Origin of the sequence: Methylocaldum sp. 14B (genome assembly GCF_002005105.1) — a bacterium.
Classification (GTDB): Bacteria; Pseudomonadota; Gammaproteobacteria; order Methylococcales; family Methylococcaceae; genus Methylocaldum.
The window spans coordinates 73,864-96,670 of the sequence record NZ_MSCV01000011.1 but is presented as its reverse complement, the minus strand read 5'-3'; the positions used below and the strand labels follow the sequence as shown (position 1 = coordinate 96,670).

20 protein-coding genes are annotated in these 22,807 nt (G+C 55.7%); 15 read left to right on the top strand and 5 right to left on the bottom strand.

All coding sequences use genetic code 11. The features are described 5' to 3' along the window. The first annotated feature begins 25 nt into the window (after positions 1–25). Positions 26–478, top strand: a complete 453-nt coding sequence (bamE, locus tag B2A78_RS10195) for an outer membrane protein assembly factor BamE (RefSeq protein WP_077729950.1) — start codon at positions 26–28, stop codon at positions 476–478. Positions 479–507: 29 nt separating this feature from the next. Here bamE and B2A78_RS10190 read toward each other — a convergent pair whose 3' ends face one another. Both B2A78_RS10190 and B2A78_RS10185 read right to left on the bottom strand, forming a co-directional pair. Further along, positions 508–777: an RnfH family protein gene (locus B2A78_RS10190; protein ID WP_077729886.1), complete on the bottom strand. Its 270-nt coding sequence runs from the start codon at positions 775–777 to the stop codon at positions 508–510. Positions 778–808: 31 nt separating this feature from the next. After that, the gene (locus B2A78_RS10185) at positions 809–2,161 is read right to left on the bottom strand and encodes a sodium-dependent transporter (protein WP_077729885.1); all 1,353 of its coding nucleotides are present in this window, start codon (positions 2,159–2,161) and stop codon (positions 809–811) included. Positions 2,162–2,268: 107 nt separating this feature from the next. Between B2A78_RS10185 and smpB the strand changes: the two genes are divergently transcribed. The 4 genes from smpB to B2A78_RS10165 all read left to right on the top strand — a co-directional run bounded on the left by smpB (position 2,269) and on the right by B2A78_RS10165 (position 5,901). Beyond that, on the top strand, positions 2,269–2,748 hold the full coding sequence (smpB, locus tag B2A78_RS10180; protein WP_077729884.1) for an SsrA-binding protein SmpB: 480 nt from the start codon (positions 2,269–2,271) through the stop codon (positions 2,746–2,748). A 116-nt stretch (positions 2,749–2,864) separates the two neighbouring features. Beyond that, positions 2,865–4,118 carry a D-alanyl-D-alanine carboxypeptidase gene (locus tag B2A78_RS10175; RefSeq protein ID WP_077729883.1) on the top strand — a complete coding sequence of 418 codons (1,254 nt, stop codon included), beginning with the start codon at positions 2,865–2,867 and terminating at the stop codon, positions 4,116–4,118. Positions 4,119–4,165: 47 nt separating this feature from the next. Next, a complete protein-coding gene (locus B2A78_RS10170) occupies positions 4,166–5,251 on the top strand; it encodes an AI-2E family transporter (protein ID WP_077729882.1) in 1,086 nt (361 codons plus the stop codon). A gap of 203 nt (positions 5,252–5,454) precedes the next feature. Further along, positions 5,455–5,901 (top strand): plastocyanin/azurin family copper-binding protein, encoded by a 447-nt coding sequence (locus B2A78_RS10165; RefSeq protein WP_077729881.1) that lies wholly within the window; start codon positions 5,455–5,457, stop codon positions 5,899–5,901. Positions 5,902–6,085: 184 nt separating this feature from the next. Here the strand turns inward: B2A78_RS10165 and B2A78_RS10160 are convergent, their stop codons facing one another. Then, entirely contained in the window at positions 6,086–6,751 is a 666-nt protein-coding gene (locus tag B2A78_RS10160; protein WP_240502472.1) for a helix-turn-helix domain-containing protein, read from the bottom strand. A gap of 377 nt (positions 6,752–7,128) precedes the next feature. Here B2A78_RS10160 and B2A78_RS10155 point away from each other — a divergent pair, with 377 nt between their 5' ends. The 7 genes from B2A78_RS10155 to greA all read left to right on the top strand — a co-directional run bounded on the left by B2A78_RS10155 (position 7,129) and on the right by greA (position 15,029). After that, entirely contained in the window at positions 7,129–7,524 is a 396-nt protein-coding gene (locus tag B2A78_RS10155) for a group II truncated hemoglobin (RefSeq protein ID WP_077729879.1), read from the top strand. Between the two features lie 31 nt (positions 7,525–7,555). After that, positions 7,556–8,395, top strand: coding sequence for an ATPase (locus B2A78_RS10150; protein ID WP_077729878.1), 840 nt, complete (start codon positions 7,556–7,558; stop codon positions 8,393–8,395). 33 nt (positions 8,396–8,428) lie between these two features. Further along, entirely contained in the window at positions 8,429–9,499 is a 1,071-nt protein-coding gene (locus tag B2A78_RS10145; RefSeq protein ID WP_077729877.1) for a homoserine O-succinyltransferase, read from the top strand. Positions 9,500–9,687: 188 nt separating this feature from the next. Beyond that, on the top strand, positions 9,688–9,924 hold the full coding sequence (locus B2A78_RS10140; RefSeq protein WP_077729876.1) for a CDGSH iron-sulfur domain-containing protein: 237 nt from the start codon (positions 9,688–9,690) through the stop codon (positions 9,922–9,924). Positions 9,925–10,087: 163 nt separating this feature from the next. Beyond that, complete coding sequence (carA, locus tag B2A78_RS10135) at positions 10,088–11,248, top strand: glutamine-hydrolyzing carbamoyl-phosphate synthase small subunit (RefSeq protein ID WP_077729875.1); 1,161 nt, start codon at positions 10,088–10,090, stop codon at positions 11,246–11,248. A gap of 60 nt (positions 11,249–11,308) precedes the next feature. Beyond that, positions 11,309–14,533, top strand: a complete 3,225-nt coding sequence (carB, locus tag B2A78_RS10130) for a carbamoyl-phosphate synthase large subunit (RefSeq protein ID WP_077729874.1) — start codon at positions 11,309–11,311, stop codon at positions 14,531–14,533. 19 nt (positions 14,534–14,552) lie between these two features. Next, on the top strand, positions 14,553–15,029 hold the full coding sequence (gene greA / locus B2A78_RS10125) for a transcription elongation factor GreA (RefSeq protein ID WP_077729873.1): 477 nt from the start codon (positions 14,553–14,555) through the stop codon (positions 15,027–15,029). On the opposite strand, the gene yhbY is transcribed toward greA, so the two are convergent. Continuing rightward, a complete protein-coding gene (gene yhbY / locus B2A78_RS10120; RefSeq protein ID WP_240502471.1) occupies positions 15,030–15,302 on the bottom strand; it encodes a ribosome assembly RNA-binding protein YhbY in 273 nt (90 codons plus the stop codon). 45 nt (positions 15,303–15,347) lie between these two features. Between yhbY and rlmE the strand changes: the two genes are divergently transcribed. Beyond that, positions 15,348–15,971, top strand: coding sequence for a 23S rRNA (uridine(2552)-2'-O)-methyltransferase RlmE (gene rlmE / locus B2A78_RS10115; RefSeq protein ID WP_240502477.1), 624 nt, complete (start codon positions 15,348–15,350; stop codon positions 15,969–15,971). Positions 15,972–16,382: 411 nt separating this feature from the next. On the opposite strand, the gene B2A78_RS10110 is transcribed toward rlmE, so the two are convergent. Continuing rightward, positions 16,383–17,525, bottom strand: coding sequence for an AI-2E family transporter (locus B2A78_RS10110; protein WP_077729870.1), 1,143 nt, complete (start codon positions 17,523–17,525; stop codon positions 16,383–16,385). Positions 17,526–17,775: 250 nt separating this feature from the next. On the opposite strand from B2A78_RS10110, the gene B2A78_RS10105 reads away from it, so the two are divergent. Beyond that, complete coding sequence (locus B2A78_RS10105) at positions 17,776–20,697, top strand: ribonucleoside-diphosphate reductase subunit alpha (RefSeq protein WP_077729869.1); 2,922 nt, start codon at positions 17,776–17,778, stop codon at positions 20,695–20,697. A gap of 445 nt (positions 20,698–21,142) precedes the next feature. Continuing rightward, on the top strand, positions 21,143–22,504 hold the full coding sequence (locus B2A78_RS10095; protein ID WP_077729868.1) for an ATP-binding protein: 1,362 nt from the start codon (positions 21,143–21,145) through the stop codon (positions 22,502–22,504). Positions 22,505–22,807: the final 303 nt, after the last annotated feature.

Sequence of the window (22,807 nt, the reverse complement as noted above, 5' to 3'; positions counted from 1 at the left end):
GGGTCCGATTCTCCGCAATCATAACATGCCGAAGCGTTTCATCGTAATAACCTACTGCCTGACTCTGTTTTTAGCCGGCTGTTCCACCGAAAAGCTTAAAGAGTCCCTACCTGGGGTGTACCGGCTCGACATCCATCAGGGCAATATCGTTTCTCAGCAAATGGTGGATCAACTTCGGCCCGGTATGGCCAAGCGGCAAGTGGCATTCATCATGGGTACGCCACTGGTCGTCGATCCTTTCCACGACGATCGCTGGGACTATATCTATTCCAACGAGCCCGGTGGCAAGCAACGGATGCAGAAGCGGATTACCCTGGTTTTCGACAAGGATGAATTGATCGGGCTTCAGGGTGACTTCCGACCGGGCAACCTTCCCGAGATTGAACCCGGCAAGGATGTGACGATCGATATCCCGAAGATCGAGCGCGAGAAAAGCTTGTGGGAAAAGATCACGGGTTTGTTCCGAAAAGGCGATTAGTAGAGTGCGAGGAGTCTCGGTCCGCGGTTCTACTTCTTCGCTGCCCGCGCGCGCCGAGCTTCTTTGGGGTCGGCGATCAAGGGGCGATAAATCTCCACTCGGTCGCCCGGCTTTATCGGTTGGTCGATGGAGCAGACCTTGCTGAAAATTCCAATCTTGTCCTTTGTCAGGTCGATCTCCGGGAAACGGTCCAGGATACCTGATGCGGCGATGGCGGTTTCCGCTGTCGCATTTTCCGGTACGTTCACGGTGAGAATGACCTGTACATCCGGTTTCGCGTAAGCGACTTCGACTTTCATTTCTTTTGCTGCTTGTCCGATCTTTACCGAATCAAATCACGCCGACGGCGCTAAGGGTGACGAGGGCGACAGCCAAGGGAGAAACGTAGCGAATAGTAAAACGCCAATAGTTATAAGCCGACCCCATTTCGAGCTCCGTTTCCGAGGTCTCGCGCCTCATGATCCAGCCGGCAAATAAGGCAACCAAGATGCCGCCAAGGGGCAACATGATATTGGCCGTGAGAAAATCCACGAGCTCGAAGAAATTCTTGCCGAACCAGGTATTTCCGGACCATAGATTGAACGAAAATACGGTTCCGAGCCCAAGTAGCCAGCAGCCTAGTCCGCTCCAAAGACAGGCCTTCTCGCGGCTCATCGCCTGGTTTTCGGACAGCCAGGCCACGGCGGGTTCGATCAAGGCAATCGCGGAAGTAATCGCCGCAAAAAATACGAGAACGAAAAACAACACCCCGAACAGTGAACCGCCGGGCATTTGACCGAAGGCGATGGGCAGCGTCTGAAAAATCAGGCCGGGGCCCATGGTCGGCTCCAAGTGGTTGGCGAATACGATTGGAAAAATGGCAACACCCGCCAATAAAGCCACTAGGGTGTCCGCGGAGGCGACAAAAATGGTAGACCGCGAAATCGAAACATGATCAGGGAGATATGAGCCGTAGATCATGATTGCGCCCATGCCCAATCCGAGAGAGAAAAAGGCCTGCCCCATCGCGACCAGCACGCTCTCGCCGTTGATGCGGCTGAAATCCGGCTTGAACAGGAACGACATTCCCTGGCCGAATCCGTCGGAACTCATCGCATAACCGTCCAGGAGTATGAGCATGATGAACAAGCCCGGCATCATGAAGCGCGTCGCTCGCTCCAGTCCGCCGCTGACGCCGCGGCTGACGATGAGCATCGTGGCGGCCATGAAGACAGTGTGCCAGATAAACTGAATTTCCGGAGCGCTTTTGAGGTCGTCGAATACCCGTGCGGCGGTTTCGGCGCTGATATGGCTCATGTAGCCGCTGTTCATCTTCAAGATGTAGACCATCGACCAGCCGGCGATGACCGAGTAATAGGACAGAATCAGGAAGCCCGACAACACGCCGAGCCAACCGGCATAGTGCCAGGCAGGACCGGCTTTCGCTTCCTGTGCCAGCGACAACATGGTATTGATGGGATTTTGCCGACCGCGGCGCCCCAGCATGGTCTCTGCGATCATGATCGGAATACCGATGGCAGCGACGCATAAGAGGTAAACCGCGACGAACGCTCCGCCTCCGTTTTCGCCGGCCAGATAGGGAAACTTCCAGATATTCCCGAGGCCTATGGCCGAACCGCTTGCAGCCAGAACGAACGCCAAGCGCGATGACCATTGGTTGTGCAGAAAACGTTGATCGGTCATGTGTTCTCCGAATTATTATGCTGAGCCAATCGAAGGTCCGGGCAACCCGAGGTTGGGGTAAAATAACAAGATTTTTCCATCGAGTCAGGCAATTTAGTTTTAAGTACATGGCCGCAAAGAAAAACAAGGATACAGCCGGAAGTGGCACCATCGCTCTCAACCGGCAAGCCACGCACGAGTATTTCATCGAGGAGCGCTACGAGGCGGGACTAGCCCTGCAAGGGTGGGAGGTGAAAAGCTTGCGTGCGGGAAGAGCACAGCTGAAGGAGAGTTATGTCACGCTGAAAAACGGCGAAGCCTGGCTGCTCGGAGCACATATTTCTCCGCTGGCTTCTGCCTCCACCCATGTCACACCCGATCCCATCCGAACCCGGAAGCTGCTCCTGCATCGTCGAGAATTGAGCAAGCTCATCGGTCATGTGGAACGCAAAGGTTATACTTTAATTCCGCTCGCGCTGTATTGGAAAAGCGGACGTGCCAAGCTGGAAATCGGTTTAGCGAGAGGTAAGAAGCAGCACGATAAGCGTGCCGCCGAAAAGGAAAGGGACTGGCAGCGCGAGAAGCAGCGCGTATTGAAGCAGCGCTGAGACTGAATTTTTGGATCTGGCCTCTCCTGCCCAGCGGGTTGCCTCAGGAGTGAATTTCCGGCTGCCCCTTGCAGATTTGGCAAAAATCACGCATTCAGAAGAATTTGACGATAACGATGCATTGGATTGAGCACAATCACCTCTTGGTCTTGGCTTTATTGGTCTTGGCGACTGGCTTTTCCTTCGCTCATCGAGCGGAGGCCGGTCCTTATGCGGCGCTGGTGGTGGAAGTCGAATCCGAGCGTCCACTGTTCGAGCGGAATGCCGACGAGTTGAGGCATCCGGCATCGCTCACCAAGATGATGACGCTTTATCTGGTCTTCGAAGCTTTGGCTAACGGACGCCTTTCTTCCGATACCCTATTTCGGGCGTCCCGGTTTGCGGTTCTTCGTCCCCCGTCGCGATTGGGGTTGAAATCAGGCGATACGATCACGGTCGAGCAAGGCATATTGGCTTTGGTAACCCGGTCCGCAAATGACGCGGCGGCGGTGATCGCCGAAGGAATGGCCGGTTCCGAGTCCGCATTCGCGCAGCTGATGACCGAGAAAGCTCGCGAGCTGGGCATGGAGCGCACCGTCTACCGGAATGCGTCCGGCTTGCCCGATCCCAATCAAGTCACGACGGCTTGGGACCAGTTCCGGCTCGGGAAGTCCCTGTACAAACATTTTCCCCAGTACTATCCCTACTTCTCTACGACCCAGTTCCAGTTCGAGGGCCGTAGCTTTCATAATCACAACCATCTCCTGAAAAACTATCCGGGAACGGACGGGATCAAGACCGGGTTCGTCAATGCGTCCGGTTTTAACCTCGTTGCATCGGCGCGGCGAGGCGGTCAACGGCTGATAGGGGTGGTTTTTGGCGGAACCAGCGCTTCGGCGAGGGATGCCCATATGCAGGATATACTCGACTACGGCTTTGCGCAGCTCAACGGATTGGAATACGAGGTGCGTACGGCCTCCTTTGACCAACCGGAACCGCCTGCTTTACTCTCGCGTCCAAAATTGCCTGAACGGTCGGTCGAGAAGTCGGGCGGAAAGAAAAACGTCAAGTTAGCGGGAGGCAACAGGCGCTCCGCCGATGAAGGAGATGGACGCGAGAAATCGGGCACCAATCGTGGAAAGCAGGCCTGGCACATTCGTGTGGGCACATTTTCCGCCGAAAAGCCGGCGGAACAGCGGCTGTCGAAGGCTTTGAAGCTCGCTCCATATCCGCTTCGTCATGCACGTGCAACGGTGACCGCGCGCTCACAGGGCAGAAAAAAGCTCTATCTGGCCATTTTCAACGGAATGACGAAGGAGGACGCAACCGCGGCCTGTCAGGCGCTCAAACGTAAACGCATAGAATGCGTTTCGGGGCGTTCGTCTAGGTGAGTCGACGCCGGTGCTTGTCATATTCGTGAAACGTTAACAGGGCGGGGATGGCTAATTTGAACAAATGCATGGCAGTAGCCGGCATTCTCGCAGTCGGCTGGCTGATTTATTTATTGATGCCCATTTTGACGCCTTTTGTGGCCGGCGCGCTGATAGCCTACCTGAGCGATCCCCTTGCCGACCGTTTGGAAGCGCTCGGACTAAAACGTCAAAATGCCGTCATCGTCGTGTTTGCAGTCATTGTTTTAGTTATCGGTCTAGTGCTTCTGCTGATCATCCCAATGTTAGAGGAGCAGATCAGCCGGTTCATCGATAATCTCCCCGCATACACCCGCTGGTTTAAAACGTCCGTTGTCCCTTGGGTGCAAAAACATTTAGGAGTCCGCATCAAGTTTGTCGATCTGGAACAGGTGGCCGGGGTTTTGAGCGGGCATTGGCAGCAGGCGGGAGGGGTGGCGACCACTGTGCTGTCCTCTTTGTCGCATTCCGGCGCCGTAGTCATCTCGTGGCTGATGAATCTGGTGCTGATTCCGGTGGTCATCTTTTATCTGCTGAGGGACTGGGATGACATAGTCGCCCGTGTCCACGATCTCTTGCCCCGTCGCTGGGCGCCGGTTGTCGTCATACTGGCGGAAGAATCGGATGAAGTGTTGAGTGCCGTGTTTCGAGGTCAGTTTGCGGTCATGGCCGCTCTGGGCACGATTTACAGTATCGGATTATGGCTGGCCGGATTGGACTTGGCGCTTCTTATCGGCATGTTTTCCGGGCTGATCAGTTTCATACCGTATGCGGGTTCCATCTCCGGCGTGGTGGCTGCATCGATAGCGGCGTTAGCACAATTCGGAGATTTGTGGTCGATCGTCCCGGTTTTGGCTGTATTCGGCGTAGGCCAAATGCTTGAGGGCGTTTGGTTAACCCCGTGGCTGATAGGAAATAAGATCGGACTGCATCCCGTCGCGGTCATTTTTGCTGTTCTGGCAGGCGGTCAGCTGTTTGGTTTCCTAGGGGTGTTGCTCGCATTGCCCGTTGCTTCGGTAATCATGGTGATGATTCGGCATATTCATGGCTTTTATAAAATGAGCGATCTGTACGGCGACGACTCTTCTGAGGGAAATTCCGGACAGTTCGGCTGATGAGCCGTGGAAATACGGTTTTCGATGCGCAGGCTTAAATATCATTCATAGCTAATTAAGCCAAATTGGTGTATCATCCTGCGCCGCGGTGTACGGTGATATATCGGATCAGTTCAGGAAAACGGCTTTGGCAAAACAGGGTTTGTTGTCCGATTTGCCTGGTATCCGTGAGAACGAAAAACAGTAGTGTTGGAGGTTATGTAATGATTTTTGCTAAGAAAGCGATGCTTGCTGTGGCGGGTGTGGCGATGCTGGCATCGGCCGCCGTTAACGCGGAGACGATCGAAGTAAAAGGCCAAGGTGTGAAATTCGCGCCCGAGTTTATTCACGCTAAAGTTGGCGATGTTATTTCGTTCCGCAATATGGCGACCCATTTCGTGGAGAGCGTAGAAGGCATGTGGCCGGAAGGGGCTCCGAAAATGCTGTCCGCTATGGGCGCCGATTACGACTATGCCGTCGAGAAAGAGGGTCTGTACGTCTTCAAATGTCCGCCGCACTGGGGTGCTCGCATGGGCGCCGTGATGGTAGTGGGCCAACCGGCTGATCTGGACGCTACGGTAGAAAAATACCTTCAGGTTGCCGATACCGTTAAAGAAGCGAAGCCTGCGAAAGGTCTTCTAACGAAATTCAAAGAGTCTGAGAAGAAATAATTATCCTTTTTCAGTCTCTATTTAAAGGCGCGCCGAGTTCAGCTCTGCGCGCCTTTTTTCGTTTAGGTCTTGTGAGGCGATATTTCTCTATGGGTTGCCGGCCGGTATCCCGTGACGCTAGGGACATTGCCGTCCCGCGAAGATCCGAATTATTCGGGCTTGTTGAAAATGCGGTTAGGCTGAATCAGCGGTGGGTATATGTGGCTCTCAATGCCTCTAGATCCAGTATACGGATATGTTTATGGCGGACCGTAATCAGCCCGGCATCTTCTAGATTCCGCAAGGTACGGCTGACCGTCTCGAGTGCTAATCCCAAAAAATTGCCTATTTCCTGACGAGTAAGGGTGAGATTGAAGTCCACCGGCGAAAAGCCGCGTTTTCGAAGGCGGTCGGACAGATTCAGGATAAACATGGCAACCCGGTCTTCTGCCGCGCGCTTGTTGACAATTACTTGATCCGTTTCCTCGTCCAGCTTGGCGCTGGCATGGCGGAAAAGTTCCCGCAGCAAATTCGGTACTTCGTGGCACAATTGGTCGAGTTGATTGGCGGGAAGTTCGCAGTAGCTCAAGGTTTCGAGCGCGATTGCAGAGCACTTGTGGTGATTCGTGGCCAGTGCGTCGAAACCTAATAGTTCCCCCGGTAACAGCAAGCCGGTGATGTATTCGTAGCCTTGCGCGTCGTAAATGACGGTCTTGGCCGTTCCTCCCTTGATCGCGATGACCCCGCGGAACTTGTCGCCCTCGCGGAAGAGATGCTCGCCTCGTTGTAAGGTTTTCTTACGAGCGACGATGCGGCTGATGCGTTCGATATCCTCCTGGGCTAATCCCCGAGGAATGCACAATGAAGTCAAACTGCAATTTTGACAGGTAACTTGCAGTTTCGTCTTAAGGTCGAGCGAAGGTGTTGTGGTCACGAGTTCGATTGGACGGATAATCAGCCGGGATAAACCGTTTGCAGTTTTTGACGATTGGTAACAAGTCGGAGGCGGATGCTAATAGTTGCTCAAGCCGCGTATTCCATCGCATGAGCGCCCATAATCGCGAGGCGATGGCCTTGCGTCAAGTCATCAAGCGGATAACCAGCGTGTATCGCTAGCGCGGTTGATTCGCTCGCGGTGTTTTATATTAAACATATCATCTCAAATTGGGGAGACCGCCCGATCGAGTTAAACCGCTCAGGAACCGAACCTGTTAAAATTCGCGCGATTTTTGACGTATCGGAATTATGATGAATCCCCCCGACGTAATGACCCCGTACCAACTCGTCGGCGGCGAGAGCGCCGTTCGGGAACTGGTGGAAAGATTTTACGGGTACATGGATGTAATGCCGGAAGCTCTCGATATTCGAGCGATGCATCCTGCGGATTTGGCCGGTTCGAAAGACAAGCTGTTCAAGTTTCTGTCCGGTTGGCTGGGAGGTCCCGATCTTTTTCAGGAGGAGTTCGGGCATCCGCGCCTTCGGATGCGGCATTTTCCGTTTTCTATCGGCACGAAGGAACGGGATCAATGGCTGCTTTGTATGTATAAGGCTCTCGACGATATGCCCCTGGACCCCGCTTTGCGCGAGTCTCTGGCCCGGGCATTCGCGCAGACTGCGACTCACATGATCAACCGGGGCGAGTAACCGCTCATTACACACTGACACGGAACATACCATGAGAATGAGCCCCAAGGCGTTCTTGGACTGGGAGACCAAACGCATCACGCTGCTGGGCATGTCCGGCGTCGGCAAAACGACGCTGGCCAATAGTTTGCCCAAGAAGACGTGGTTCCATTACTCCGGCGACTATCGAATCGGCACCCGGTATCTGGACGAGCCGATTCTCGACAATATCAAGCGGCAAGCCATGGACGTGCCGTTCTTGCGCGATTTGCTGCGTTCCGATTCGATTTATATCCGCAGCAACATCACCGTAGACAACTTGGCGCCGGTTTCGACGTTCCTCGGGAAAATCGGCGATCCGGCGAAGGGCGGACTCACTCCGGCCGAGTTCAAGCGTCGTCAGGCCCTGCACCGGCAGGCCGAAATCGCCGCCATGCGCGACGTGCCGGAATTTATCGAAAAGGTCGACTCTATCTACGGCTACAAGCATTTCATCAATGACGCGGGCGGCAGCGTCTGCGAACTGGAAGATCCGGAAACCATCAGGATTCTCGCCGAGCACACGATTATTCTGTATATCAAGACCACTCCGGAATTGGAGCATCTTCTAATCGAGCGCGCTCAACGCGATCCCAAGCCGCTGTACTATCGGGAAGAGTTTCTGGACCGGCAACTCGCCGAATTCATGGCGGAAAAAGCCTATTCGGCCATCGAGGATATCCCGCCGGACGAATTCGTTTCCTGGGTGTTTCCCCGGCTGTTCCGCGCGCGCTTGCCCAATTACCAGGCCATCGCCGACGAATACGGCTACACCGTCGATGCCAATGAGATTGCGAACGTTCGAGGTGAGGACGATTTCATTCGTCTCATCATGGACGCCTTGGCGCGCTGATCGCGTTAATTCAGTTTCGGAGAGCTTGAAGACATGTCTTTGGTAGCGCACACCGAATTGCCCACGTTCAGGCGCTTGAGGGAGGAGGGGCAGGAAATCCTCTCGGTCGAGCGCGCTCGCCATCAGGACATCCGAGAAATGCATATCGGGCTTCTCAATATGATGCCGGATTCGGCTCTGGAGGCGACCGAGCGGCAATTTTTTCGCCTGGTTGGGGCCGCCAATCCGATCGTGCAGTTTCACATGCATCCGTTCACGATCGAAGGCATACAGCGGAGCGAACAGGCGCAAAACCATATCGACCGCTATTACGAGACCTTCGGGCAAATCAAGCGCGATGGGCTCGACGGGCTGATCGTGAGCGGCGCGAACGTCACTCATCCGCATCTTCCTGAGGAGGCGTTCTGGCAACCGTTGACCGAAGTGTTCGACTGGGCGAAGCAGAACGTCACGTCCATTTTATGTTCGTGTCTTGCGACCCATGCGCTGTTTCAGTATTGCCACGGCGTAGAGCGCACTCATTTGGGCTTCAAGCGTTGGGGAGTCTATTCCCACCGAGTGGTCGAGCGGCGCCATCCTTTGGTTGCCGACATCAATACCCGTTTCGACGTGCCTCACTCCCGTTACAATGAAATTTTTCGGGAAGATATGGAAGCTGCCGGGCTTAAAGTTCTGGTTGAAAGCGAGGAGGCGGGCGTCCATCTCGCGGTGAGCCCGGACCTGTTCCGCGTAGTCTATTTCCAAGGGCATCCGGAGTACGACACGATCAGCCTGCTGAAGGAGTACAAGCGCGAAGTGATGCGCCACTACCACGGAGAACGCGAGGATTATCCGCCGTTTCCGGAACATTATTTCAATTTGGACGTGGGCGGTGTACTTAACGAATACGGTCAACATCTCCGAAGCGCCCGGCGCCTTGGCAAAACGCCTCCGGAGTTTCCCGAAGAGGAGGTGATCCGGCATTTGGACAACACTTGGCGGGATACTGCGAAAGCGGTGTTCAACAATTGGTTGGGGTGTATTTACCAAGTCACCGATCAGGACCGCCGTAAACCGTTTATGGACCATATCGATCCCGATAATCCTCTGGGGCTAAGAATATGATTCGGCGTGGCTCTGTGCGGAACCGCGATTAGTCGTTCCGAGTCGTATCTCCGAAACTCGGGACGATGGGGCGCACGTACGGCGAACTCCGGCCGCTCGAAAACTGATCATGGATTATCCAGACTGATGACAGATCAGGCCTATTTATGTCACCTTCTTTGCCCTTAGAACGAGAACAGGAGATAGCCATGTCCGAACCGACCATCCCTCAGAAGGCCCCGTACGCCATGGATCTAGCGCCGGGTAAATACTGGTGGTGTGCCTGCGGGCGATCCGCCAAGCAACCGTTTTGCGATGGTTCCCATAAGGGAACGGAGTTTTCGCCAGTAGTTTTCGAACTTGCCGAGGCAAAGAAAGTCTGGCTCTGCGGCTGCAAGCATACCGATAAGCAACCCATGTGCGACGGAACCCACAGCCGATTGTGAAGACTCCGAAGGGCGGGGCGTCGACCGGACGGTTGACTGACCCTCATAGACAGCAGATGCCCATTTTTCGTAAAATCCCCGTTAAATTAGCGATATCCACGAATAACAGCAACGGGACGGACCATATGGTCCCTCCCGTTTTGCATGTCTAAGGTGACACAAATTGAACACGCTCGCATTGCTGGCCTTGGAAGACGGCACCGTTTTTCGGGGTATATCCATCGGAGCAGAAGATTGTTCCGTCGGTGAAGTGGTTTTCAACACGTCCATAACCGGCTACCAGGAAATCCTGACGGACCCGTCCTATGCCCGCCAAATCGTAACGCTCACGTATCCGCACATCGGTAACGTCGGCATCAACCGTGAAGACGTGGAGTCGGGGGGCGTCTACGCCAGCGGACTGGTTGTTCGCGACGTGCCGACGCGCTTGAGCAATTGGCGGGCCGACAAGGGGCTCCCGGAGTATCTGAAAGAAAATAGGGTGGTTGGCATTGCCGGAATCGACACCCGGAAACTGACCCGCACTCTTCGCGACAAGGGAGCCCAGCGCGGTTGCCTTATCGCCGGCAAAGAGATCGACCCGGATTATGCCGTCGCCAAAGCGCGGGAATTTCCGGGGCTGCAAGGCATGGACCTGGCCAAGGAGGTCACCGCACGACAAAGCTATGCGTGGTTGGAAACGTCCTGGCAGCTCGGGCAGGGATACGGCGAACTCGATCAGAATCGCTTCCATGTGGTCGCATATGATTTCGGCGTCAAACGCAATATTCTTCGCCTTCTCGCCGACAGGGGTTGCCGCTTGACGGTAGTTCCGGCCACGGCATCGGCCCGTGAGGTTCTGGCATTGAACCCGGACGGAATCTTCTTATCGAACGGACCGGGCGATCCCGAGCCCTGCGATTACGCCATCCAAGCAATCCGGGAGTTTCTGGACATCCAAATTCCGGTATTCGGTATATGTCTCGGCCATCAGTTGTTAGCTTTGGCAAGCGGCGCGAGGACGATGAAGATGAAGTTCGGTCACCACGGCGCCAACCACCCCGTTCAGGAACTGGATACCGGTCGCGTATTGATCACGAGCCAAAATCACGGCTTTGCTGTGGACGAAGGCAGCCTGCCGCGAAACGTACGACCGATCTACCGCTCGCTCTTCGACGGCAGCCTGCAGGGCATCGAGCTGACCGATCGCCCGGCCTTCAGTTTTCAAGGCCATCCCGAGGCCAGTCCCGGACCGCACGACCTGACGCCGTTGTTCGACCGCTTTATCGAAAGCATGGCCTGTCGCCAGGACGGCCGGTCCGCACGCACGGTACCCGCAGGTTGAGTTTATTCGCACAGTCCGGAACGGTTTTCGCTCAGACATAGATCAACGATACAACGCTTCATGCCTAAAAGAACCGACATTCAGTCCATCCTTTTACTCGGCGCCGGTCCCATCGTCATCGGGCAGGCCTGCGAGTTCGACTATTCCGGCGCACAGGCGTGCAAGGCACTAAAGGAAGAGCGCTACCGGGTGATCCTGGTCAACTCCAACCCGGCCACCATCATGACCGATCCGGAGATGGCCGATGCCACCTACATCGAGCCTATAGACTGGCAGACCGTCGCCAAAATCATCGAGAAGGAGCGGCCGGACGCGCTGTTGCCGACCATGGGCGGACAGACCGCGCTGAATTGCGCGCTCGATCTGGACCGTAACGGGGTGCTGGAGAAATTCGGCGTACAGATGATCGGAGCCTCCAAGGAAGCCATCGACAAGGCCGAAGACCGGGAAAAATTCAAGCAGGCCATGACCAAGATCGGTCTGGGCTCGGCCCGTTCCGGCGTTGCCCACAGCCTGGAAGAAGCGCTCGCCTGTCTGGACGAAATCGGCTTTCCGGCCATCATCCGTCCTTCATTCACGCTGGGCGGTTCGGGCGGCGGCATCGCCTACAACCGACAGGAATTCGTCGAAATTTGCGAACGCGGCCTGGAACTTTCGCCCACCCACGAGCTTCTCATCGAGGAATCGGTGCTGGGCTGGAAAGAGTTCGAGATGGAAGTGGTGCGCGACCGCAAGGACAACTGCATCATCATCTGCTCCATCGAGAATCTGGATCCCATGGGAGTCCATACCGGCGACTCCATCACCGTCGCCCCGGCGCAGACCCTGACGGACAAGGAATACCAGATCATGCGCGACGCCTCCATCGCGGTGCTGCGCGAGATCGGGGTCGACACCGGCGGTTCCAATGTACAGTTCGCGATTAACCCCAAGGACGGGCGTATGATCGTCATCGAGATGAATCCCCGCGTGAGCCGTTCCTCGGCCCTGGCGTCCAAGGCGACCGGATTCCCGATCGCCAAGGTTGCCGCCAAACTGGCGGTCGGCTATACGCTGGACGAACTCAGGAACGAGATCACCGGAGGCGCGACGCCGGCCTCGTTCGAGCCGACCATCGATTACGTGGTCACCAAGGTGCCCCGGTTCGCGTTCGAAAAGTTTCCGCAGGCGGACGATCGGCTGACGACCCAAATGAAGTCGGTCGGCGAGGCCATGGCCATAGGCCGCACCTTCCAGGAGTCTCTGCAAAAAGCCCTGCGCAGCCTGGAAACCGGCGTGGACGGTCTGGTCGGAAAGCTCGACGTTTCCGCCGAGGATGCCGGCAATATTCTTCTTCGGGAGCTTCGCCATCCCGGACCCGAGCGCATCTTCTATATCGCCGACGCTTTCCGGGCGGGATGGATGTTGGACGAGGTGCATGCCCATTGCCGCGTCGACCCGTGGTTCCTGGCCCAGATCGAGGAGTTGGTGCAGGAAGAAATGGGACTGGCGAAGCGCACCTTGGCCACGCTGTCTTCGGAAGAACTGTTCGCTTTAAAACGCAAAGGGTTCGCCGATTCGCGTCTCGCGGCGCTGTTGGGCAGCGCCGAGTCGGAAGTCCGGGCCGTGCGCCACAAGCATGGCATCCGTCCGGTTTACAAGCGCATCGACTCTTGTGCGGCGGAGTTCGCCACGGCAACGGCCTACCTTTATTCCACTTATGAGGAAGAATGCGAGGCGAATCCTACCGAGCGGAAGAAAATCATCGTTTTGGGCGGCGGACCCAATCGAATCGGCCAGGGCATCGAATTCGACTACTGCTGCGTGCACGCCGCGATGGCGCTGCGTGAAGATGGTTACGAAACCATCATGATCAACTGCAACCCGGAAACGGTCTCCACCGACTTCGACACGTCCGACCGGCTCTATTTCGAACCGCTCACGCTGGAAGACGTGCTGGAGATCATTGATCTGGAAAAACCAGCCGGGGTCATCGTCCAGTACGGTGGCCAGACGCCGCTGAAGCTGGCGCGGGCGCTGGAGGCGGCCGATGCGCCCATTATCGGCACCTCGCCCGATTCCATCGATCTGGCGGAGGACCGGGAGCGTTTCCAAAAGCTGGTCGATCGCCTAAATCTCAAACAGCCGCCCAACCGTACCGCGCGTTCCCTGGACGAAGCCATGCGCTGCGCGAACGAAATCGGCTATCCGCTGGTGGTGCGGCCGTCTTATGTATTAGGCGGGCGGGCCATGGAAATCGTGTTCAACGACGAGGACCTGGGGCGCTACATGCGCGAGGCGGTGAGCGTTTCCAACGAGTCGCCGGTGCTGTTGGACCGGTTCCTGGACGATGCCATCGAAATGGACGTCGACGCGATATGCGACGGAAAACGAGTCCTGATCGGCGGACTGATGCAGCACATCGAGCAGGCGGGCGTGCATTCCGGCGATTCGGCGTGCTCGATTCCGCCGTATGATTTGAGCCCCGAGCTTCAGACTCGGGTGCGCGAACAGGTTCGTCAGCTTGCCGAGGCCCTGGGCGTTGTGGGGCTCATGAACACCCAGTTCGCCATCAAGGGCGAAGAAATTTTCATTCTGGAAGTCAATCCGCGCGCTTCGCGCACCGTTCCGTTCGTATCCAAGGCCACCGGCTATCCGCTGGCCAAGATCGCGGCCCGCTGTATGGTGGGAAAAAGTCTGGACGAACAAGGCATCTTTGAGGAACGCATCCCCGAGTATTACTCGGTCAAAGAGGCGGTGTTTCCCTTCATCAAATTCCCCGGCGTGGACCCGCTGCTCGGCCCGGAAATGAAGTCCACCGGCGAAGTGATGGGCGTGGGAGTCACGTTCGGCGAGGCTTACGCCAAAGCGCAGCGCGCCGCCAGCGTAAAACTGGCCCACAGCGGCAATGTGCTGATCAGTGTGAGGGAGAGCGACAAGTCCAAGGTCATCCCGATAGCCCGAGATCTTCTGGCCAAAGGTTTCCGATTAGTGGCCACGCGCGGATCGGCGAGAGTGCTCGAAGACGCCGGCATACCTTGCATCACCGTGAACAAGGTTTACGAGGGGCGTCCGCATATCGTGGATATGATCAAGAACGACGAACTCCAGTTCATCATCAACACGACCGAAGGCAAGAAAGCCATTGCCGATTCATTCACCATTCGGCGCCAGGCACTGCAACAGCAGATTACCTACACGACTACTATTTCCGGTGCCCGTGCCACCTGTTCCGCCCTTAGCGAACTGGATGCCGGCGATGTCAATCGCCTACAGGATTTGCACCAGGAATTCTGCAAAGTGTGACTTTTGAGGAAACGCAACTATGAATAAAGTTCCACTGACCGCCCGTGGGGCAGAAAAGCTGCGCGAAGAGCTTAACCACCTTAAGACAGTCATGCGCCCGAGGATTATCGAAGCCATCGCCGAGGCTCGGTCGCACGGCGATTTGAAGGAAAACGCGGAATATCACGCGGCGCGCGAGCAACAGGGATTTACCGAAGGCCGGATCAAGGAAATCGAGGCCAAGTTGGCGCACGCTCAAATCATCGATGTGACGACGCTCAATGCCGGGGGCAAGGTGGTTTTTGGGGCCACGGTCGAGCTTGAAGACATGGGCAGCGGCGATTCGGTGACTTACCAAATCGTCGGCGAGGATGAAGCCAATATCAAGGAAGGACTGATCTCCATCACCTCGCCCATCGCCCGGGCGCTGATCGGCAAGCGGGAGGGCGATGTCGCGACGGTACAGGCGCCGGGTGGCGTAAGGGAATTCGAAGTTTGCTCGGTCAAATATATTTAATTATTTCTTGTCAGGATTTTGCCGATAAAGCGTGATGATATGGCCGATCGATTGAATCAATTCGGCGCCCAGTTCTCCGCAGATCTGGGCGGTCATCTCGCGGCGTTCTTCTCGGTCGGCGGCGTTCACCCGCACCTTGATCAATTCATGATGGTCCAAGGCTAAACCGATCTCGTTCAATACGGCGGGTGTGATTCCCGCCTGGCCGGTGATGACGACGGGTTTCAGGGAATGGGCCTTGGCACGCAAGAATTTCTTATAATCAGATTTCAACTCGGATTTCCTCGGGAACTGGGATTCAATTTGGCCGTACATTAGATTATGCCGCGTAGTCGAAGCAGCCGTCGTTGGCTGGCCGAACACTTTTCCGACGAATATGTAAAACAAGCCCAAGCGCTTGGCTACCGCTCACGGGCGGTGTTTAAGCTGAAAGAATTGGACGAGCGGGAGCACTTGTTCAAGCCGGGCATGGTGGTGCTGGACTTGGGAGCCGCGCCGGGCGGTTGGTCCCAGTACGCAGCTGAGCGGATCGGAAAAAGCGGCGAAATTATAGCGCTTGATCTTCTGCCGATGGAAGCGATTCCGGGTGTGACCGCAATTCAGGGCGATTTTCGGGAAGAATCCGTATTGGAGCAGTTGCAGGCGAAACTGGAGGGCCGGCCGGTCGACCTGATTTTATCCGATATGGCGCCCAACATGAGCGGCGCGCGCGTTGTGGATCAGGCAAGAGCGATGTATCTCGCCGAATTGGCTCTCGATACCGCCGAACAGCTCCTCAAGCCCGGCGGGAGCTTCGTGGCCAAGCTGTTCCAAGGACCCGACTTCGACGACTTCGTGCGGAAATCCCGCCAGATGTTCGGCAAGGTGTCGGTGCGAAAACCCAAAGCTTCGCGGGATCGAAGCCCCGAAGTCTATTTGGTGGCCAAGTCGAGAAAATCGTAGATTAACCCGCATTTCTCACTCTCCTCCAATCGCAAACGTCGCTTTAGTCGCGACCTTCCAATCGCAAACGGGCCTTTAGTCGGCCCCTTCCAATCGCAAACGGTCGCTTCGGGAGCGCCGAAGCGACCCTTCCTACTACGGACGCCGTCCCAATTGCAAACAGAGGCCGTAGGATGCTGTGAAGAACGAACCGCCCTTCGACTGGGCTCAGGACAGGCATCGTTCGCGAGCGATGCACCCAATCGCAAACGGTTGCTTTAGTCGCAACCCTTCCTTGGTCGGCACATCCTATAGCCTTGGCACGGCGGCTCGACGTAGTGTCGGCTACGCCTCCGCCGTCGCTCAGTCCGTGCGGCGCGCCACAGCGGCGTTTCGACGCCGTCGCTACGAAGGAGGGTGAGAAATGCGGGTTTAAACCTGCTCCCGGCTCAAGGGTATGGTTTTGGGTGGTTTTACCAACTGAGCCGGGGCGGCGTCTTCCGGCGGAATTTCCTCTTCCCCCAATCGCGGCCAAGCCGCCAGTACCGCCTTGACCAATGTCGCCAAGGGAATGGCGAAAAACACGCCCCAGAATCCCCAGAACCCGCCGAAAAACAAGATGGCGACGATGATGGCCACCGGGTGCAGGTTGACCACTTCGGAAAACAGCAGCGGTACTAATACGACCCCGTCCAGGGCCTGAATGATGCCGTAAGCCAGCAGCAAATACCAAAAATCGTCGGTGAGTCCCCACTGGAAGAAAGCCACGATCATCACCGGAAACGTTACCAATGTCGCGCCGACGTAGGGAATGATCACCGAGAGCCCCATCAGCACCGCGAGCAGCAGCGAGTAATTGAGCCCCATCAGCGAGAACACCGCATAGCTGACGGCGAGCAGCACCGTGACCTCGAAGAACTTTCCGCGTACGTAATTTCCGATTTGCATGTCTACCTCGCGCCACACACGGGTAGAAAGATTGCGGTCGCGGGGCATGTATTGGCTAAACCAACCGAGGATGTAGTCCTTGTCTTTAAGGAAGAAAAACACCAGCAACGGCACCAGGATCAGATAGACGATCAAAGTGATGGCGCTGACCAAGGACGCGTACGAATAAGTCAGCATGGATTGGCCCCAGGCGAGGAGTTCTCTCCGTACCACGCCGGTCAATTCGTAGATCTGTTCCTCGGTAATGAAGTTCGGATACTGCTGCGGCAGCTGCATCACCAGCATTTGTCCGCGGTTCATCCAAGCCGGCAGCTGCTCTATGAGTTGCACGGTTTGCTGATAAAGGAGCGGCAGGAGTGCGACGAACAAAAACAATAGAAAAGCGAGGAAAAGTACGTAGACGATGATGACTGCGGCAAGGCGGGGCAGCTTTTTCCGCACGCCGATCGCGACTAGGCCTTCCAGCAGATAGGCAATGACGCCTGCCGCGAATACCGGCATGAGCATCTGCCCCAAACTGATCACCAGCACGAAACCGACGATCAAAAGAATTGCGAAAGAGACGGCCTGCGAGTTCGGCAGCACTCGCTTGACCCAGTCACTCAACCATTCCCGCACGCTTTGCATGGTGAGAAGTTGCCCTTGTTATGAATTGTTGTTGTGTATTGGCGGACAAATAGTACAACAAACCCGTTGGACGAATAATGGACGTGCGCCAAGTATCTTGATTTCAATGCATTTTAACGCTTTTCTTGCACAATTTATCCACAGGCCCTCAACAGAGTAAACCACAGGATGTTGTGCTTGACGATATGGCGGACCACATTCTATAGTGTATGTCGTAATACATACAGCCATCCTCGGAGGACACGCATCTATGGAAACCGAATCCGCAGCCCGTACCAATCAGCCGACCGCGATTCCCTTGGATCTGCCAACTGTTTCCGCCGATCTGCGCGCAACCGCTCCCGGCGAGATGCGCGTCATCCGGCGCAACGGCAAGGTGACTATTTTCGACGCCGGCAAGATCAGCGTCGCCATTACCAAAGCATTTTTGGCCGTCGAAGGTAATACCGCCGCCGCTAGCCGCCGCATCCACGAGACCGTCGAGGAGCTGACCGGCCAGGTGGTCAATGCCCTGTTCCGGCGGAATCCTTCCGGCGGCACCATTCATATCGAAGACATTCAGGATCAGGTCGAACTGGGCTTGATGCGTGGGGGGCATCACAAGATCGCCCGCGCTTACGTGTTGTATCGCGAGGACAGGGCGCGGCTTCGGGCGCAGAAAGCCGCGGAGCAAGAAGAAGCCCAAGCGCCGGTCATTCACGTGACCCTGCCCGACGGCAGCCAAAAGCCATTGGACATGGCGCGCCTGCAAAAGATCGTCGAAGAGGCCTGCCGCGATCTCGCCGACGTGGATGGAGCCTGGATTCTCGAAGAAACGCAGCGCAACCTGTTCGATGGCGTGCCCGAGAAAGACGTGGCCCCGGCGCTCATGATGGCGGCGCGCGCCCGGATCGAACAGGAGCCGAATTACTCTTACGTGGCCGCCCGGTTGCTGCTGGACAGCCTGCGCAGCGAGGCGCTGAGTTTCCTCGGCCACGGCTTTTTCGAAGCCACTCAAGACGAAATGGCGGACCGCTACGCGGAATATTTCGCGGATTACGTGAAGCGCGGCGCCGAACTCGAGCTCTTGTCGCCCGAGCTGACCCGATTCGACTTACAGCGCCTCGGCGCGGCGCTCAAACCCGAACGCGATCTTCAGTTCACGTATCTGGGCCTGCAAACGCTGTACGATCGTTACTTCATTCACGCCAAAGGCGTCCGTTTCGAGCTGCCCCAGGCGTTCTTCATGCGCGTCGCGATGGGGCTCGCCATCAGCGAAATCGATCGTGAAGCGAAAGCCATCGAGTTCTACAACCTGCTTTCCAGCTTCGATTTCATGAGTTCCACGCCCACCTTGTTCAACTCCGGCACACTGCGCCCGCAGCTCTCCTCGTGCTATCTCACCACCGTGCCGGATGATCTGGACGGCATCTTCGGTGCCATCAAGGACGACGCCCTTCTGTCGAAATATGCCGGCGGCCTGGGGAACGACTGGACCCGGGTTCGCGCCATGGGGTCCCATATCAAAGGCACCAACGGCAAATCCCAGGGCGTCGTTCCTTTCCTCAAGGTGGCCAACGACACGGCCGTCGCCGTCAATCAGGGCGGAAAGCGCAAGGGCGCCATGTGCGCCTATCTGGAAACCTGGCACCTGGATATCGAGGAGTTCCTGGAACTCCGCAAGAACACCGGCGACGATCGCCGCCGTACCCACGACATGAACACCGCCAACTGGGTGCCCGATCTGTTCATGAAGCGGGTGGCGGAAGAGGGCGACTGGACGCTGTTCACTCCCAGCGACACGCCGGATCTGCACGACCTCACCGGCGAAGCCTTCGAGAAGCGCTATTTGGAGTACGAAGCCAAGGTGGACCGCGGCGAAATCACGCTGTACAAGCGGCTTCCGGCGACGCAGCTTTGGCGCAAGATGCTGTCCATGCTGTTTGAAACGGGACATCCCTGGGTCGCCTTCAAGGATCCGTGCAACCTGCGCTATACCAACCGGCACATGGGCGTGGTTCACAGCTCCAATCTCTGCACCGAGATCACCCTGCACACCAACGACAACGAAATCGCCGTGTGCAACCTGGGCAGCGTGAACCTGTCGAATCACGTCACCGAGGACGGCGTTCTCGACGCGCAGAAGCTGGAGAAAACGATCTCCACCGCCATGCGCATGCTGGACAACGTCATCGACATCAACTACTACAGCGTTCCCCAGGCGCGCCGCTCGAACCTGCGCCATCGGCCGGTGGGGCTGGGCATCATGGGCTTCCAGGAGACGCTGTACAAGCTGCGTATCCCCTATGCGTCAGACGAAGCCGTAAGCTTCGCCGACCGGAGCATGGAACTGGTGAGCTACTACGCCATCAAGGCGTCCACCGATCTCGCCGAAGAGCGCGGTCGATATTCCAGCTTCGAAGGCTCGCTGTGGAGCCAGGGCATCCTGCCCTACGATTCCATGGCTCTGGTCGAACAGGGCAGGGGCGGTTATCTGCAACAAGACCGCAGCTTTACGCTGGACTGGGACGCGCTCCGCGAGCGGGTGAAAGCGGTCGGCATGCGCAACAGCAACACCATGGCCATCGCCCCGACGGCGACCATCTCCAACATCTGCGGCGTGTCGCAGTCGATCGAGCCGACCTATCAGAACCTGTTCGTCAAATCGAACCTTTCCGGCGAGTTCACCGTGGTCAATCCGTATCTGGTGAACGATCTCAAGAAGCTCGACCTGTGGGATGCGGTCATGATCAATGACCTCAAGTACTACGACGGCAGCCTGCAAAAGATCGAGCGCATACCGGACCAGCTCAAACAGATCTACGCCACCGCCTTCGAAGTCGATCCGCGCTGGCTGGTCGAAGCCGCCTCGCGCCGGCAAAAATGGATCGACCAGGCGCAATCCCTCAACCTGTACATGGCCGAGCCCTCCGGCAAGAAGCTCGACAACCTGTACAAACTGGCCTGGATTCGCGGCCTCAAGACCACCTACTACCTCCGCACCATGGGCGCCACCCACGTGGAGAAGAGCACCGCCTTCGACGGCAAGCTCAACGCCGTGAAGACCGACCCCATCGACGATGCGATTCCCGGAACGAAGCACCACCCGGCGGAAGCCGCCTATGCCGAGGCGGCGGCTTCGGGGGTGAAGATGTGTTCGATTGATGATCCGGAATGTGAGGCGTGTCAGTAATTTACTTCCTCTCTACTGTGGGACCTTTCAGTTCCCTCTCCCTCTGGGAGGGGGTTAGGGTGAGGGTATGGTAGGGTGGGTTAGGCCTTTGGCCGTAACCCACCGAATAAAAGGTTTCGCTTCGCGAGGGTTCATTTGACTGTGGGTGCTCGGACCCACGGCCGAGGCACTTTTCTTTGCTTGTCCAAAGAAAAGGAGCCAAAAGAAAGGACACCCGATTGCCGCTTGTCTCCTCCGCTCCTCGCTTTCGTCGGGGGTTGCCGGAAGGGCCATCCATGGCCCTCCGGCAACGCGCGGAATCCTTTCCGCGCCCCTCCCGGGCTATTCCCGCCGAAAGCTCCGGTGCTCGGCGCGGCAAACGGGGAAGGGAATTTCAAGATCAGTTTTCCCAAGTAAATGAATTCCACATTTGCCATTTCTGAACTCAATATCGAAGGCAATAAATATGTCGATTTCCACGTTTAATCGTCATGAGTTTGGAGAAAAGTTAAATACAGTGGTGTTTCCATCTCAGCCGATTCAGAGTATTGAACATCTCTTTGGGCGCGGAGAAGAGCTTGATCAAATCGATAAGGCTTTATATGCTCCAGGTAGACACATATTCATTTATGGAGATCGAGGGGTCGGAAAGTCTTCTCTTGCGGCGATAGCTGCAAATCAATATCAAAGCCCAGAGGCTGATTATATCGATGTTTCGTGCTCTCCCGATGCGACTTTACTCTCAGTTGTCGCCGATATCGCAATGCAGGCCGCAAATATAAGTCGTTTCCGTTCGATAACAAGACAAGTCAAGAAATCAATTGATCTGCGTTTCTTTAAGATCGAAAAGAATCAAAATGAAACACGCTTGAATATTCGTGAGCAGATTCGAACATTGCCTGAGGCCGTAGAGTTACTTAGAGAGGTCTCGTACCTTCACTCTGAAAAACCAATTGTTGTATTGGATGAATTTGATCGGATTAGCTCTGCAGAAGAGAGAAACCTTTTTGCAGATTTAATTAAACAACTTGGTGACAAAAAAATACCGCTCAAATTTATTTTTACGGGTGTCGGAAAAACTCTAGAAGAATTGCTTGGCGCACATCAGTCTGCCTATCGACAGTTACAGACGATTGAACTCCCTAAATTGCCTTGGGAGGCTCGATGGGAAATTGTGCTCCATGCAGCACGAACATTTGGTATCGATGTGGACAGAGATGTTTACATTCGTATTGCACAAGTGAGTGACGGATACCCTTATTATGTACATCTAATAACGGAGAAAATGCTATGGCGGGTTTATGATGAGGCAAAAGAAGTTGAAAAAGTAACGTGGGAGCATTATCTTCCTGCAATTAGGGACGCAATACATAGTATTTCCGCAGAGCTAAAACGTCCATATGAGTTAGCGGTAAATCAACCATCAGGTGATTATGAGGAAGTTCTCTGGTCAACAGCGGATTCGGATATGTTGCTCCGTTATTTAAAAGATATGTATTCTTCTTACGGCAAAATAATGGATCAGTACACCGATAAGCTGCGGCTTGATAACGGTAAATACAGTGCCAGAATTAGAAATCTGAAAAATGCTTCTTGCGGTTCAGTTTTAATTTCCGGAAATCGGCCTGGCTTGTATTCATATCGCGAAAAAATGCTACGCGGTTACGTGAGAATGCAGGCTGAAGCAAATGGGATCGAGTTGTATGGAGAAGAAGCGCGATCTAGAGAGAAGCAATATATGCATGTTCCAGCTCGTGTCTCCACTGGATACCGGCAGTCTATGATTCCGCGGGGGATTACTTTTTCCAGAAATGGAGAAAGGAAATGAAATATTTATACCAATTATATCTATGAGTGCGTGCTTGCACGAGGCACAATTCGGTATAAGTATTACCCAATAGTGCTCTGATACTGTCTGACTGCACACATTATCGGCGTGCGACATACACGATTTGTATCCCGTCGACGTAGCCGAGCATCGCAGACGCGGGCGGGAATGGCCCGAAGGGTGGACGCAGGGATGCGTCCACTCGGCAGAGGGATAGGAAATCCCTTCTGCCGAGCCCCGACCGGGCCTGCGACGCGCAGGGCACCGCGAAGCGGCAAGTCGTCGGGCCGCTTTTTCTTTGGG